Origin of the sequence: Clostridioides sp. ES-W-0016-02, assembly GCF_020641035.1 — a bacterium.
In the GTDB taxonomy this organism is placed as follows: domain Bacteria; phylum Bacillota; class Clostridia; order Peptostreptococcales; family Peptostreptococcaceae; genus Clostridioides.
On the sequence record NZ_CP061361.1, the window covers coordinates 1,869,995 to 1,885,339 of the forward strand.

The 15,345-nt window shown below is 27.6% G+C and carries 16 protein-coding genes; 12 read left to right on the plus strand and 4 right to left on the minus strand.

Annotated elements, in window-relative coordinates; all coding sequences use genetic code 11:
• Positions 1 to 148: 148 nt before the first annotated feature.
• Positions 149 to 889: a helix-turn-helix transcriptional regulator gene (locus tag IC758_RS09095; RefSeq protein WP_227433223.1), complete on the minus strand. Its 741-nt coding sequence runs from the start codon at positions 887 to 889 to the stop codon at positions 149 to 151.
• A gap of 148 nt (positions 890 to 1,037) precedes the next feature.
• Between IC758_RS09095 and IC758_RS09100 the strand changes: the two genes are divergently transcribed.
• The 7 genes from IC758_RS09100 (at position 1,038) to IC758_RS09130 (ending at position 7,487) form a co-directional block, all read left to right on the plus strand.
• The gene (locus IC758_RS09100) at positions 1,038 to 1,787 is read left to right on the plus strand and encodes an AAA family ATPase (protein ID WP_227433224.1); all 750 of its coding nucleotides are present in this window, start codon (positions 1,038 to 1,040) and stop codon (positions 1,785 to 1,787) included.
• 64 nt (positions 1,788 to 1,851) lie between these two features.
• Positions 1,852 to 2,748 (plus strand): ABC transporter substrate-binding protein, encoded by an 897-nt coding sequence (locus IC758_RS09105; protein WP_227860915.1) that lies wholly within the window; start codon positions 1,852 to 1,854, stop codon positions 2,746 to 2,748.
• 16 nt (positions 2,749 to 2,764) lie between these two features.
• Positions 2,765 to 3,745, plus strand: a complete 981-nt coding sequence (locus IC758_RS09110; protein ID WP_227823827.1) for a FecCD family ABC transporter permease — start codon at positions 2,765 to 2,767, stop codon at positions 3,743 to 3,745.
• Entirely contained in the window at positions 3,745 to 4,539 is a 795-nt protein-coding gene (locus tag IC758_RS09115) for an ABC transporter ATP-binding protein (protein WP_227433227.1), read from the plus strand. Before IC758_RS09110 ends, IC758_RS09115 begins: the two co-directional genes overlap by 1 nt.
• Before the next feature lie 106 nt (positions 4,540 to 4,645).
• A complete protein-coding gene (locus tag IC758_RS09120) occupies positions 4,646 to 5,923 on the plus strand; it encodes a nitrogenase component 1 (protein WP_227483230.1) in 1,278 nt (425 codons plus the stop codon).
• 1 nt (position 5,924) lies between these two features.
• The gene (locus IC758_RS09125; RefSeq protein WP_227433229.1) at positions 5,925 to 7,136 is read left to right on the plus strand and encodes a nitrogenase component 1; all 1,212 of its coding nucleotides are present in this window, start codon (positions 5,925 to 5,927) and stop codon (positions 7,134 to 7,136) included.
• Between the two features lie 159 nt (positions 7,137 to 7,295).
• Positions 7,296 to 7,487, plus strand: coding sequence for a hypothetical protein (locus IC758_RS09130; protein WP_227433230.1), 192 nt, complete (start codon positions 7,296 to 7,298; stop codon positions 7,485 to 7,487).
• Between the two features lie 96 nt (positions 7,488 to 7,583).
• Here IC758_RS09130 and IC758_RS09135 read toward each other — a convergent pair whose 3' ends face one another.
• On the minus strand, positions 7,584 to 8,396 hold the full coding sequence (locus tag IC758_RS09135; RefSeq protein ID WP_227433231.1) for an Mrp/NBP35 family ATP-binding protein: 813 nt from the start codon (positions 8,394 to 8,396) through the stop codon (positions 7,584 to 7,586).
• Between the two features lie 440 nt (positions 8,397 to 8,836).
• Here IC758_RS09135 and IC758_RS09140 point away from each other — a divergent pair, with 440 nt between their 5' ends.
• From IC758_RS09140 to IC758_RS09155, 4 genes are all read left to right on the plus strand, one after another.
• Positions 8,837 to 9,988: a GNAT family N-acetyltransferase gene (locus IC758_RS09140; RefSeq protein ID WP_227860916.1), complete on the plus strand. Its 1,152-nt coding sequence runs from the start codon at positions 8,837 to 8,839 to the stop codon at positions 9,986 to 9,988.
• A gap of 194 nt (positions 9,989 to 10,182) precedes the next feature.
• Positions 10,183 to 10,821 (plus strand): B12-binding domain-containing protein, encoded by a 639-nt coding sequence (locus tag IC758_RS09145; RefSeq protein ID WP_227860917.1) that lies wholly within the window; start codon positions 10,183 to 10,185, stop codon positions 10,819 to 10,821.
• Position 10,822: 1 nt separating this feature from the next.
• Positions 10,823 to 11,848, plus strand: coding sequence for a uroporphyrinogen decarboxylase family protein (locus tag IC758_RS09150; protein WP_227433234.1), 1,026 nt, complete (start codon positions 10,823 to 10,825; stop codon positions 11,846 to 11,848).
• Complete coding sequence (locus tag IC758_RS09155) at positions 11,835 to 12,455, plus strand: hypothetical protein (RefSeq protein ID WP_227860918.1); 621 nt, start codon at positions 11,835 to 11,837, stop codon at positions 12,453 to 12,455. The genes IC758_RS09150 and IC758_RS09155 overlap by 14 nt, the downstream gene beginning before the upstream one ends.
• A 109-nt stretch (positions 12,456 to 12,564) precedes the next feature.
• Here IC758_RS09155 and IC758_RS09160 read toward each other — a convergent pair whose 3' ends face one another.
• Complete coding sequence (locus IC758_RS09160) at positions 12,565 to 13,251, minus strand: YjjG family noncanonical pyrimidine nucleotidase (protein ID WP_227860919.1); 687 nt, start codon at positions 13,249 to 13,251, stop codon at positions 12,565 to 12,567.
• 12 nt (positions 13,252 to 13,263) lie between these two features.
• Entirely contained in the window at positions 13,264 to 13,809 is a 546-nt protein-coding gene (locus IC758_RS09165; RefSeq protein WP_227433237.1) for a helix-turn-helix domain-containing protein, read from the minus strand.
• 237 nt (positions 13,810 to 14,046) lie between these two features.
• Between IC758_RS09165 and IC758_RS09170 the strand changes: the two genes are divergently transcribed.
• Positions 14,047 to 15,294, plus strand: coding sequence for a GntP family permease (locus tag IC758_RS09170; protein WP_227860920.1), 1,248 nt, complete (start codon positions 14,047 to 14,049; stop codon positions 15,292 to 15,294).
• Positions 15,295 to 15,345 lie beyond the last annotated feature (51 nt).

Here is a 15,345-nt window from a genome sequence, read left to right on the forward strand (position 1 = left end):
AACTTGAGAAAACTTATATCATATAGTAATTTAAATACTTAAGGTGATATTTAGCATATTTTGGATAAAGTCAACTTAACAAAGAATTAACTGTTTTCGTCAAAATATTTATAATTAAAAAATATCATCCTTTGCAGAATGATATTTTTTAATTATAAATATTTTTATATTCAATTGGTGTAAGGTTGTTGAACTTTTTAAAAACCATACTATAATAATTTTGGCTATTGAACCCAACAAATACAGCAACATCTAAAATAGACATGTCTTCTCGAAGCAAATATTTTTTACTTTTTTCGACTCGAACCTTATTGAGAAAGTTAGTAAATGTATATCCACTTTCTTTTTTAAATAGGGAGCAAAAATAACTTTTATTAAGTTGTAAATCATTACATATATCACTTACTGTTATATCCTCTGAGTAGTTTTTATGAATATAATCGATAGTTTTTTTTACATAAAAACTAAGAGCTGGTTTGTGTTTCATTTTATCATTACATATTTCTGATAAAAGATTTGATATATAATCTACACATGATAGAGGCTTAAATGGTATATCAGAAAACTCAATATCATTATTAATGCATGATTTAAAAGGCCCTATAACAAAATAGCCACTAGAAATATCAAATTTATGTATTGGCATAATTAAAAATTGTATGTCATTGCAAAAACTTAACATTATATAGGATAAGTTTTTATTAGATATAAAATCTGTGCTTTTTATATTATTGAATATGTTTAAACTTGAAAAGTATATTTCTAGTTTATCACTGTAGCCAACACTACAAAGTTCTTTTAAATCCTTATTAATCACTTTTGTTGGGATATTACAACAGTCAAAAAAATCATTAATGATAAGTTCTATATCATCTTTAAAACATTTCAAAAAATCACCTCATCTAAATTTATACAAATATTTTTATAAAAAAACAAATATAGTTAAGAATTTAAAAAACATATCGCGTAAAATAGTTATTGCGAATGATAATTAATTTCGTTAAATAATATTATGATGTAAGAGAGGTAAAAAGTCAATGAAAAAAATAGCTATTTATGGGAAGGGAGGAATTGGAAAATCAACAACAACTTCCAATTTATCTGCATCACTTTCTCATTTAGGATATAAGGTTATGCAAATAGGATGTGACCCTAAATCAGATTCTACTAAAAATTTAATGAAAGGAAAATTTATACCAACAGTTCTTAATGTAATGAAAGAGAAGAAAGATGATTTAAAACTTGAAGACATAGTATTTGAAGGATATGGTGGAGTATTATGTATTGAAGCAGGAGGCCCAACTCCAGGAGTAGGTTGCGCTGGAAGAGGCATAATAGCGGCCTTTGAAAAATTAGAAGAATTAAAGGCATTTGAAATATATAATCCAGATGTAGTAATTTACGATGTACTTGGAGACGTTGTTTGTGGAGGATTTTCAATGCCAATAAGAAATGGATTTGCAAATGAAGTGTATATAGTAACTTCTGGAGAAATGATGTCAATGTATGCTGCTAGTAACATATCTTTAGCTGTAGAGCAATTTAAAAATAGAGGATATGCTTCTTTAAAAGGACTCATATTAAACGCTAAAAATGTTGAGAATGAAATAGAATTAGTTGAAAAATTGGCTGATGAAATAAAAAGTAAAGTTTTTCACTATATCCCAAGAAATAAAATCATGCAACAGTCTGAGAATAATGGAAGAACCGTTATAGAAGAAGATAAAGATGATGAAATGTCACAAGTATATATAGAACTTGCAAATAAGATTATGCAAAGTAACTAGATAAATATAAGATTAAAATAGAAAATACAGATTTAAAATAAAGTTTATTATGGAGGAAATTTTTATGAAATTTAAAAAGATATGTTCAGTATTTTTACTTAGTTCATTAATATTAACAGGATGCTCAAAACCATCAAATGATGAGTCTGCAAATAAGGAGTCAAATAACAACGTAAAAGTTGTTTCAGCCACAGTAGCAGCAACACAAGTATTAGATAAATTAGATGCTACTTTAGTAGGTATTCCAACGACTAAATCTGAATTGCCAGAAAAATATAAAAATCTACCAGAAGTAGGACAAGCTATGAATCCTGACTTAGAAATTGTAGCATCTCTTGAGCCAGATGTATTTATAGTTGATAGTATGTTTAAAGAAAATGTTGAGAAGAGTATGAAAGAATATAACCTAGATACATTCTATTTTGAAACTGGAACATACACAAAGTTTCTTAAAAGTATAGAAAATTTAGGTAATAAAATAAATAAACAAGATGAAGCAGAAAAACTTATAAAAGAGCTAAAAGGAGTAGAAGAATTGGTCGTAGAAAAATCAAAAAAACAGGATAAAAAACCAAGAGTAGCTATTTTATTTGGTGGTGGAAATAGTTTTATGCTAGCTACAAAGAGCTCATATCTTGGTGATTTGGTTAAAACAGTAGGTGCTGAAAATATAGCTGATAACTTAACAGATAGTGTGGATTCAGATTATATACAATTTAGCTTAGAACAAATTATAAAAGAAAATCCAGATTACATACTTAGATTTGCACATGGGAATATAGAAGAGACTAAAAAAGCATTTGATGATTCTTTTGATAAAAATCCTGCATGGGATACATTGAATGCAGTGAAAAATGGAAAAGTTATAGATTTAGACTCAAGTATATTTAATGTATCAGCAAATATACATGTCAAAGATTCAATAAATAAACTGGGAGATATCTTATATGGAGATAAATAGATTTTAGGTGAATAATATGGATAATAAAAAAGTCTTATTGATATTTACAGGGTTGATAACTGTAATTATTTTATTAATTGTTTTTTCTACTGTAGGGAGTGTAAATTTAAGTATTGGGGAAATATTTGATGCATTGATAAATGAAAATAATACAATGGTTACTACAATAGTTTATAAAATGAGGTTGCCTAGAAATATTTTAGCAGCGTTAGTTGGTGCAAATCTAGCAGTTTCAGGATTATTGTTACAAGCTGTTATGAAAAATCCATTAGCAGACCCTGGTATAACAGGTATATCTACAGGAGCAAGTGTAGCTGCTATTATAATATTGCTTTTATTTCCACAATATACAAGTATGTTACCAATAGTTGCTTTTATAGGAGGACTCATATCTTGTGGAGTAGTATATTTGATGGCGTATAAAAATGGGCTTAGACCAGAGCGAATTATACTAGCTGGAGTCGCTGTAAACACTATATTAGGTGGTGTTATATCGTATTTATCAACTATGTATAGTGAAAGAATTCAAAGTGCAATGTTGTGGTTAAACGGAAGTTTAGCCACAAAGACTTGGTTAGATGTAAATATGCTAATATGGTATTCTGTTATAGGATTGATAGGAGCAATTTTACTTATCAGAAGTGCAAATGTACTGCAACTAGGAGATGACGCAGCTACAAATCTTGGCTTCAATGTAAATAAAAGTAGGTTTCTAATCTCATTAGTAGCTATATTTTTAGCAGGTGTTTCTACCTCCATAGTTGGTGTCATCAGCTTTGTGGGTCTTATAGTACCACATATAACTCGTATGTTGCTTGGTAGTGACCATAAATATACGATACCATTTAGTATAGTACTAGGGAGTATAGTATTATTAATTGCAGATACATTAGCAAGAACAATAGGAGGCTCTATAGAGATTCCAGTAGGCGTTATTATGTCTATAATAGGGGGTCCATTCTTCTTATATTTATTAAGAAAGAGAGGCGGTTATTAATGTTCAATGTAAAAAATGTCAAAATAGGTTATGAAGATAAGATTATCATAGACAATTTGAGTGTGAGCATTAAGGAAAAAGAAGTAGTTTCTATATTAGGTCCAAATGGTTCAGGAAAATCTACGCTACTTAAATCCTTATCTAGAATTTTGAAAATTAAACAGGGTGACATATATATTGGTAAGAAAAATATGAAAGTCATGAGTAATAAAGAAATTTCGAGGAAAGTGGCATTACTAGCTCAACATAATGCCTCCTTAAAGGATATAAAAGTAAAGGATTTAATATATTATGGAAGAATACCACATAAAGGTTTTTTTGAAAGTAAAAATAAAAATGATGAAGAGATAGTAAATTGGGCAATGAGAAATACAGGTCTTGAAGCATATAAAGATAAATTGGTAAGCAATTTATCTGGAGGAGAAAGACAAAGAGTATGGTTAGCGATGGCACTTTGTCAAAAGCCAGATATACTTTTATTAGATGAACCTACAACATATTTAGATATATCTCATCAATTAGAACTAATGGAACTTGTAAAAGATATAAATAAAAAATTTGGAATGACTATAATTATGGTTCTACATGATATAAATCAAGCGAGCAAATACAGTGACAGACTTATTATTATGAATAATGGTGCTATAGTAGCGGATGGCCATCCTAATAACGTAATAAGTGAAGAAATAATAAAAGATGTTTATAAGGTAAAATGTGATATAGATATAGATCCAATTAGCAAAAAGCCTAGGATTCATCCAATAATGTTATGTAGAAGAACTAGTAGTATATAAAGTTTTAACATTTGAAATGACCACAGTTTAAAAATATAAAAAGTAATATAAGTGTAACTTTAAATTTATAAAGTTGTATAAGTAATAGGATTGGAAAGGAAAAAATATGTATACTTTAAATGTATTAAATAGATTAAAAGATATAGCATATGATAAAGATATAAAATCTTTATCATATGCTGTGTTTCCAGGGACTCATTGTCCATTGTTTGGAGTTGTATTAACTGCATCATATATAAAAAACATGGCTCTTGTGATAGTAGGAACAAATGAATGTACTTATTATAGTAAAAACTTTGCATATCATAGACAGTCTGGTCAAGATAGTGTTTATTCAGTAGTTCTAAAAGATAAAGATATAGTTTTTGGTGCAGAAAAAAAAGTAATAGAAGCTGTAAAGTATATTTCAGAAGTTGAAAAGTTTGATGCAATAATGATAGTAACTACATGTGTACCAGAGTTAATAGGTGAGGATTATAATGCTTTATCTGAGGAATTGGAAGAACTGATAGGTATCCCTGTTTTAGCAGTTAATACCGAACATTATACTTGTAATTCTCATATAATTGGAATGACTAGAGCTTTAAAGAGTTTATCATCAGTTATGGAGAATCATACAAATAAAAAAGGTGTTAATATTTTAGGGCATAGACAAGAGAATGTAGAAGATACAGAGCTTGTAAAGTTACTTTTTAAAGAAGGCGTAAAAATAAATTGTGTAATACCATCTAAATGTACTATAAGAGATATAAAAAGTGCATCTAGTGCTAAATTAAATATAGTAACAGACATGATAGCATTGGATTTAGCAGAAGATATGAAAAATAAATTTGGAATAGAATACATATATTTTGATAAAAACATGAAAGAGTCAATTATAATGGAAAACTATAATAAACTTTGTAACATTTTAGATATAGATGTACAAGATGAATTATTAGAACAAAGACAAAAATATAATTTGTTATTGAATAAATGTAGACTTCTAATGGAAGGTAAAAAGCTAATTTATGGGAATACACCAATGATGGTGTTTGAAACAGTGGATTTCTTAACAGAATTAGGGTTAGTGCCAGAATTTATACAAGTGCGTGAACTTTATGAACAAGATGGTTTATTTAAAGACAACATAATAAAAAAAGGACACAATCCATATATAAGCAGAATTGCGAATATAGCTCCACTTAGAAGTTTGTATGATACTATAAATGCAGATATTTATATAGGCCATGAAAATCCAATGTTATTAAAAGAAAAAGGACTTATGCAAATAACGTTAGACGAACATGCACAAAAAATAGGGTTTGAGCTTCCAATAGGCATAATGGAAACTTTAATTAAATTGTTTGATGTGGAGAAAGTTACAAGAAAGGAAGTGATTTAATATGGAAGTATATAAATATTTTCCAAATCCTTCTGATAGAATGGGAATAATATTTACAGTATCATCAATAAGTGAAGCCTGTGTCATAGAATTTGGCCCATCAGGAACAACTCACTATGCGATAGAAGCAATTGGAAGTTTAAATGGAGAAGACAAAGCAAAGATTTATTCAACTCATATGAGTGAAAGTGATGTTACGTTTGGAAATTATGATAGATTAGAAAAGGCTATAATTGAAATAGATAATAATATTAACCCAAAATATATATTTGTAATGGCTTCATCTGTATCTTCTATTATAGGTGTGGATATAGTAGGAATCTGCAATATCATAAGTGATTCTGTAAACTGTAAGTTAATCCCAATTACAACAGGTGGATTAAGAGAAGATTATAATCAAGGAGTTGAAGATTTTCTTTATATATTAGCAAAGGATGTAGTAAAAGAGAGCAATGAAAAAATTGATAGTTTTAATATAATTGGATGTAATATAGACCAATATAACTTTTTATCAGATTGTGAAGAAATTAAAAGGATGATAAAGACTTTTTTCAAAAAAGAAGTAAATGTAACCTTTACATCATACACATCAATAGATGAAATAGAAAATGCATCTAAATCTAGTTTAAATATAGTACTTAGGAAAGAAGGTATTAAAGCAGCCACTTTTATGAAGGATAAGTACAATATACCTTATGTGTATAAAAAGCCTTATGGAATAAAAAATACTGAAGAATTTATTAAAGACATACAAAAAGTAACTATGTGGGATTTGGATAAAAGTGCTTATGAAGCTGAAGTATCTAACATAAAAAGACAAGTATTTAATATAAAAAGGAAGTTTTATTTTTATAAGGAAAGCAAAAAATGTGCTGTATTTGGAGATTATGACACTGCTTTAGGATTTAAAGATTTATTGAATGAATTAGGTCTTGAAGTTGATAGAGTTAATATATTGCATAATACAGATTGTAATGACGAATCTGTATATATTGGAAATAATGAGTTAGAAAGAAATAAATATTTAAAAGAAAATGAGTTATTGGTTTTATTTGGAGATGGTACTAGTATTGATATGAGTCACAATTCAAAGTTAGATATACAGATAAGTAATCCAAACCTAAAAAGTGTAAATATATATCCATATACACCATTTATTGGATTAAGAGGAGTGCTTTACATAATTGAAAGAATACTTAATATATCACTATAAGATAGATTTATTAAAAGGTTAATACATATTTTCTCACAATAATTTATGAATTCTGTTAGGATTTGTAAGATATGGGATATAATATAAATAAGTAAATTTTATAAATAGATAATTTACTTGCTTTATTTTAATTATGTTGGAGAAGTGGGGGAATAGGTTATGGAAAGACTAATGGAGCTTTTAGAAAGAAAATTTTTAAAAGATGTAGAACTCTTAGAATTGGAAGATATAGAAAATGTAGTAGAGTGTAAAATGACACAGCCATACAATGCTCACTATAATGAATACTTAGTAAAAGTGAAAAATGGAGATATAATAGAAGAATATTTTGTGTATTTAAAACATAGATAGATGTAAAAGAGGTGTGTATTTTATTTGTAATATTACAAAATAAATACACACCTCTTTTAGTATTAGAGTGTAAAACTATAAAATTTTAATTTATATCTATTTTATAGTTTCAACAATATCAGTTAATATTGAGTCTAAATCATTGCTAATGTCTGTAACACCATTATGAGTAATATCTATGATTTCTTTAGTCATAGGAAGTTCACCTAGAAGTTTTAAATCTAAATCATTTAAAAACTTTTCAGTAGATTCACCATCAAATAGTTTGATTTTTTTAGAACAATCAGGACATTGAATATAACTCATATTTTCAATAACTCCAAGAACATTTATGTTCATTTTTTTAGCCATATTAACAGCTTTTGATACAATCATAGATACCAAATCTTGAGGAACTGAAACCATAACTATTCCACTTATAGGTATAGATTGCATAACTGTTAATGCAACATCTCCAGTGCCTGGGGGCATGTCTATAAGTAAATAGTCTAGTTCTTCCCAAAGTACATCAGTATAAAATTGTTTTACAACTCCTCCAACTAGAGGTCCTCTCCAAACAACAGGCTCATTTTCGTCATCTATCATAAGATTTATAGACATTACTTTTATGTTATTTGAATTTTCTACAGGATAAATATAAGAACCATCAGAATAAGCTTTTACATTTTTTAGACCCATAAGTCTAGGAATACTTGGTCCTGTTATATCAGAGTCTAATATACCAACTTTATATCCCATTTTATTTAGTTTATTAGCAAGTAAAGCAGTTACAGTCGATTTACCAACTCCACCTTTCCCACTCATAACACCAATTATTTTTCCAAATTTATTGTTAGGGTTATTTTCAATAGAACAATTTGATTGACTATTACAATTTCCCTTTGATGGACATGAATTACAATCTGCCATATCTATTACCTCCAATGTTTAGTATTTATTAGATTATTTGTAACCTACATATACTATTTTAGTACAATTAAACAATAAAGTCATTATTTAAAAGGAACTTAGAATATTTTCTATTAATCAAATAGTAATTTATTATAAAAAAAAGAAGGTAATAAAAAAATATAACCTTCTCAATAAAATGTTTGTTTCAATTGACCTATAGAGTTTAATCATATAAACATATAGGAAATATTTCAATATATTATACATAAATGGTCATTTTATAAGTATAACTGGGAATTATATATATTTTTTATAGAAGTTTGTTGAAAAACAATTAAAAATCATGAAGAAAAAAGATATAATTAGAAATGTAGTGATAAATTTAAAAATGTGGTAATAAATATTTTACTAAAAATGATAGCATTGAAATATTTTAAATAACATCAGGAGGTATATAGATGGAAATAAAACCAAGAAGTGCAAAAGTAGAAGAGTTTGATAAAGTAACAGGATTAATAAACTATGTGTTTAGAATATCAAGAAACTATAAGCCAACTATGGTGGAAGAGTTTCCCCTTTTATTGAATAAAGATAACATAGAAAATATGATTATAATATCAGAAAATGAAAAAGTAGTTTCAGATGTAAACTATTTGGTACAAGATGTATCTATTCAAGGAAATAAACTAAAGGTTGCAGCTATAGGTGGAGTATGCACACATCCAGATTATGAGAAGAAGGGATATTCATCTAAAATACTAGATAAAGCAGAAGAAAAAATGTTTTCTGATGGTGTAGATGTTTTAATTATTTCAGGGACAAGAAGTTTATATAGTAGAAGAAACTGTAGTGTAGTGAAGAGTTTCTATAAATATACAATAAAGCCAGAAAATATTGAAATACCATATGAAATAGTTGAATTTGATGAAACTAATTTTGAAAAAGATGCTGATTTAGATAAAATGATTGAATTATATAATCAAAATAGTACTAGATTTATAAGAACGAGAGATGAATTTAAAAAATTATTACATGCAGCTACTATTGCTTGGGGGCCAATTGATTATAAGAAAGTATTTATAAAAGAAAATAGTAACATAATAGGATATTTAATAATAAGAACAATAAAAAAAGAAGGTTCTATTATAGGAGAAGTAGTTGAAATAGGAGTGAATAATATAAATGTTGAAAATGTATTAAAATATGTTACGAATAAATTTGGTTTAGAGTATTTAGACTATAAGGTACATGTAAGAAATCTAAAGGACCAATTAGAATGTAATGAACTAAAGTCTTTGGATTATCAACAAGGAACAATTAAAATAATAAATTACAGTAAATTATGTGATAATTTAAAAGGTTATTTTAATCAATATGTAGATTCTGAACTATTAGAGCATATTGAATTTAAACAAGTTGAAAATAAATATATCATCAAATATAAGGAAGAGGAGCTTATAATAGAAAGTTTAGATAAACTTAATAAGCTATTTTTCGAAAGAAATGAAGAACAATACAATGAATTTAAACATTTAAAAAAAATATATGAATTTACTACAAAAGTATTTCCTATAGATTTTCCATGGACTGCAAATTTAAACTACCAATAATTATTATACTTTTTGCCTAAGATTTAAAAGAAATGTTCTTAGAGATGGCTTAAAGAAGTTGATTCAATTAGCTAATCAAAGAAGAGATTACCTACATCAAGTAACTTGAGTATAAAGTTATTTGGTATGGAAGATTAGATCAATGAGTGTTGGAAAAGTACTTTTATGGAGGAATTTGAAAGGATGAGTATTATATGGACATACTTGAAAAAATAGCAGAATGTATATTAAATATGGGTGTAAATAATATAGAAGAGTTGGTAAAAGACGCTATAGAGGAAAATATTAATGTAGATGATATATATGAATATGGGTTAAACAAGGGTATGATAGGTGCTTTAGATAAATTTGAGAGTAAAGAATACTATCTTTCAGAAGTGATAGTATGTACAGATGCATTAAACAAAGGTATTAGCATCTTAAAGGGCACTGGAAAGATAAAGAAAAAATCAAAGGGAGTAATTTTAATGTCTGTAGTAGAAGGTGACACCCACGAGATTGGAAAAAATATTGTAAAAGTAATGGTTGAAGCTACTGGATATAAAGTAATTGATTTAGGTGTAAATAGAAAAAGCGAAGATATAATAGAAGAAGCTATAAAAAACAATGTAGATATAATAGGTTTATCTTCAATGATGACAACGACAATGGAAAACATGAAATCAGTAATAAATAAGCTTAATAGACTTAATTTAAGTAAAAGGCCAAAGGTAATAATTGGTGGAGGTCCTGTAAGTATGGATTTTGCAGAAGAGATAGGTGCAGATGGATATAGTCCAAATGCTCCAAAAGCAGTTAAATTAATAGACAAACTTATAGGAGGAGAAATTTAAAATGTTTTCAGATATGACTTTATTGCAATATATAAATAGTGAAGATAGAGGATTTTTTCTGCCGGATATGGGTACAAATGGTTTATTTTTAATAAATAAAAAAGCATATGAAGTATATGATAGTGTAGATTTACAATTGGAATTAGCAAGAACTATGGACAAATATTTTGAATCAGATTTTATATATTCATTTTGTGATGGAATTACATTTTGTGAGACTCTGGGCTTAGAGACACTAAGACCAGATTACGATTTTCCAAGTGTATTGACACATACAATAACAGATAGTGAAAAGTTAAGAAAATTAGATGTACCAGACCCTTATACAAGTGGACGTATGCCACTCAATCTAGAAAGCTTGTCACTAATATCAAAAACCATAAAAAAACCATTGTATGAATCAATACAAGGTCCATTTACTCTTGCAGGTCAATTAGCTGGGGCTACACAACTTTTAAGGTGTATAATAACTGATAAAAAATTTGTGGAGGAGTTATTAGAATTCACTACTGAGTTAGTAAGGCGATATGCTGTGGCTGCAAATAAAGCAGGTGCAAAATATATTTCAATAGCAGAGCCAACATCAGTAACTTTAAACAAAGCTAGATTTGATGAATATATAGTAAAAAATTTAAATAAGATATATGATGAACTTGATTGTTGGAAAGGTATGCATATATGTGGAGACACAAGAGAGTTGTTAGATAATATGTTGAGTTGCAATATAGATGCAGTAAGTTTAGACCAAATTCTAGACTATGAAGAAATTGCACCAAGAATTCCAAAAGATATAGTTTTAATTGGAAATTTAGACCCAATAAAACTTCTTGGACGTTCTACACCTGATAAAATCACAAAGGAAACACTAAAGTTGTTAAAAAAGATGAGAAAGTATGATAATTTCCTATGTGATTTTGGTTGTAACTGTTTAAATACAACACCAGTAGAAAATTTACAAGCAGCCATAAAAGCAGGCAGAATTAGTTATAAAGAATTAGATAGGATTGATATGAATGAGTTGGAATAACAGTAAAAATATGCCTTATTTAGAATTTATAGATTTAGAAGATATTTATATAAATAAAGCTACAGTGCTAAAGTTTTTGGGATATTCTAATAGAAAAGTTCCAGAAATGATTAATGAAATAGTTGAAGAAGAAATAAAAAGTATAAAAAGCATATTGAATATTAAAGTTTATATAAGTGAAATTGATACTGATAAAATGCCTAAAGAGTGTAAAAAGGCATTTGCTATTTTATATACTATAGGAGATAAAATTGATATTAAGATGAACGACTACATGAAAAATTGTAATATGATGGCAGGTCTAGCACTAGACAAAATAGGTGTAGTATGTTTAGATTACATTAATGAAAAAATAAAAATGTATTTAAAGGAAACCTATAGTAATCTCAATATATCATACGAGATATATCCAGGAGATAAAGATTTTAAAGTTGAAAATCAAAAAGACATTTATGAATATATAAAAAATAAATACAATAATTTGGAAATAAAAATCAATGATTATCATCAATTGGCTCCTATAAAAAGTGTCGCGATGCTCATATTAATGGGTGATAAGGAAAATACTGAATCAAGATGCAGTAAATGTATTAGAAAGTGTTTTTAGAAATTTTTACAAGATTAAAGTTGATATTGGCAAGTTGCAATAATTTTTTTAGCTTAAAGATACGCTAGCTAAAAAAATTATTGCAAAATAATAAGATTCTACTTATAAATTATAATAAATTTTTTAATTCAATGAGAGTGTTTATTTCATAAGTTGGTATAGAACTAGTATAATTTATACTGTTATTGGAGTTTAACCAACAAGTATCTATTCCTGAATTTATTCCTCCTAATATATCTGAAGTTAAACTATCACCAATCATCAAAGCCGAAGTTTTATCATAACACTTAAACTTTTTAAATGCATATTTAAATATTTCTGGATTCGGTTTTGATACTTTTACTTCTTCTGATACAATCATTCCATCAATATATTTTTTTATTTCTGAGTTTTTAAGCCTATTATTTTGGACTTTAGAAATTCCGTTTGTTATTATGATAATTTTATATTTACTTTTAAGGTATGACAATACATCAAGTGTACCTGGCATTAAAAAAGTACATTCTGACAAAAGATTTAGGTACATTTTACTAAGAATTATAGGGTCAACATTTAATTTCATTTCCTTTGCAAAAAGTTCAAATCTAAGTAGCTTAAGCTCATCTAAAGTTATAGTGTTTTTTTCAAGGTCAAGCCAAAGCTTATCACTTATATTTCTATATATTTTTATACATTTTTCAAAGTTAAAATCCAATCCAAATTTAGATAAAAGTTTCTTGAAAGCATAAGATTCACTCTTTTTAAAATCAAATAAAGTATCATCTGCATCAAAAAATATAAATTTATATCTCTTCATAAGGTCTACCCTTTATAGTATAACTGCAAAAACTACTTTGCTTTCACTATTAGAATCATTTTGCCATTTGTGCTTTGTTCCTAGAGGAATCTTAACACTATCACCTTTGAATAGAGTAAATTCATCATCATCCATAAATAGTTTGACTTCTCCTTCTAAAATGTATGCAATTTCATCTCCATTATGAGTAATTCTATCAACACAAGAAGATGTATTTGGAGCCAAATCCATAATAGCAAATTCTAAGTTACCACTAGAATCTGGAATTAAAACTTCATATACAACATCATTACTTCCAGGTAAAATAACTTTCTTTCTACTATCGCGTCTCACTATTAAACTTTTTTTATCTACTTCAGATACAAAAAATGTAAATAGAGGAACATTTAGAGAAGAGGCTATAGATTTTAATGAGTTTACAGATGGATTAGCAAGACCTCGTTCTATTTGACTCAATAATGATGGTGTAACATCTGCTAGTTTTGCTAAATCTCGAATACTTAGATTTTGTTTTTTTCGAACTTCAGCTATTTTTTCTCCTAAATTTAAATCATTCATATAAATATCCTCTCTTTTTCGTTTTAAAAATATTACTTTAAAATAACCTAAATAAAAAGATTATATAGTATGAAATCATTATAACATATAAGATATAATTTTGAATAAATAATGTTAAATCTAATTGAATAAATTAAAATATAATTGACAAGTGGATACAGAATACTTAAAATATATTTAAATAAAATTAAATTAAGTAAAAAATAATTAACTTACTTTAAGATAGGAGGGAATAGTGTGCAAATAACAACTTTTGGAGCTATATTTGGCTTATTAGTAGCAATTATTTTAATTATAAAGAAATTTCAAGCTGTATATAGTTTAATGTTAGGGGCATTTGTTGGGGGAATAATTGGAGGAGCGAGTATAACAGAAACTGTAGATTTTATGGCAACTGGAGCTATGAATATCTCACCATCAATTCTTAGAGCTTTAGCATCAGGTGTATTGGCTGGAAGTCTAATAAAAACAGGAGCAGTTGATAAAATATCAGAACAAATCGTAAAGATATTAGGAGAAAAGAGAGCCTTACTTTCTATAGCTGCTTCAACAATGGTACTTGCAGGAGTAGGTGTAAATTTGGATGTATCTGTAATAACTGTAGCACCAATAGGCTTATACATAGGAAGAAAATTAAACTACTCTAAATTAGCAATACTTTTAGCTATGTTAGGTGGAGGTAAAGCAGGTAATATAATATCACCAAATCCAAATACCATTGCGGTAGCAGGAAATTTTTCTGTAAATCTATCTAGTGTTATGATAGCAAACGTAATTCCAGCAATTGTTGGTATTGTGATTACAGTTGTTTTGGCAAGTTTATTAATAAATAAAGGAAACAAGGTAGAATCATATGAACTCTTGGAGCAAAGAGAGGGCTTACCAAGTTTGTTTAAGTCATTATGTGGTCCAATTGTAGCTATATTTTTATTGTTTTTAGGAAATATATCACCTATAGTAATAGACCCTATGGTTGCACTTCCTATAGGAGGAGTAGCGACCTTAATAGCTACAGGAAATTTGAAGAATACAAGAGAGTATTTATCTTTTGGATTATCTAAGATGCAAGGTGTATGCATATTATTACTCGGAACAGGGACTATTGCAGGTATTATACAAATGTCTGAATTACAACAGAGTACAATAGGTATACTACAATATTTAAATATGCCACAATTTTTATTAGCACCAATTTCAGGTATACTTATGTCACTGGCAACAGCATCATCAACAGCTGGAGCTACTATAGCATCATCAACTTTTTCTGATGCTATATTAAGTGGTGGATTATCGCCAATTTCAGGTGCATCAATTGTTAATGCAGGTTCTAGTGTATTTGAACAATTACCACATGGTTCATTATTTCATACTAGTGCAGGTAGTATAAATATGGATATAGGTGAAAGATTTAAATTGATTCCGTATGAAGCACTAATAGGAATAGTAATGACTATAGTTTCAACATTTATACAATTAATCTTATAATAAATATAAATATTTAATGAAAAAAGTAGGATTTTGTTATTAAATATTGAA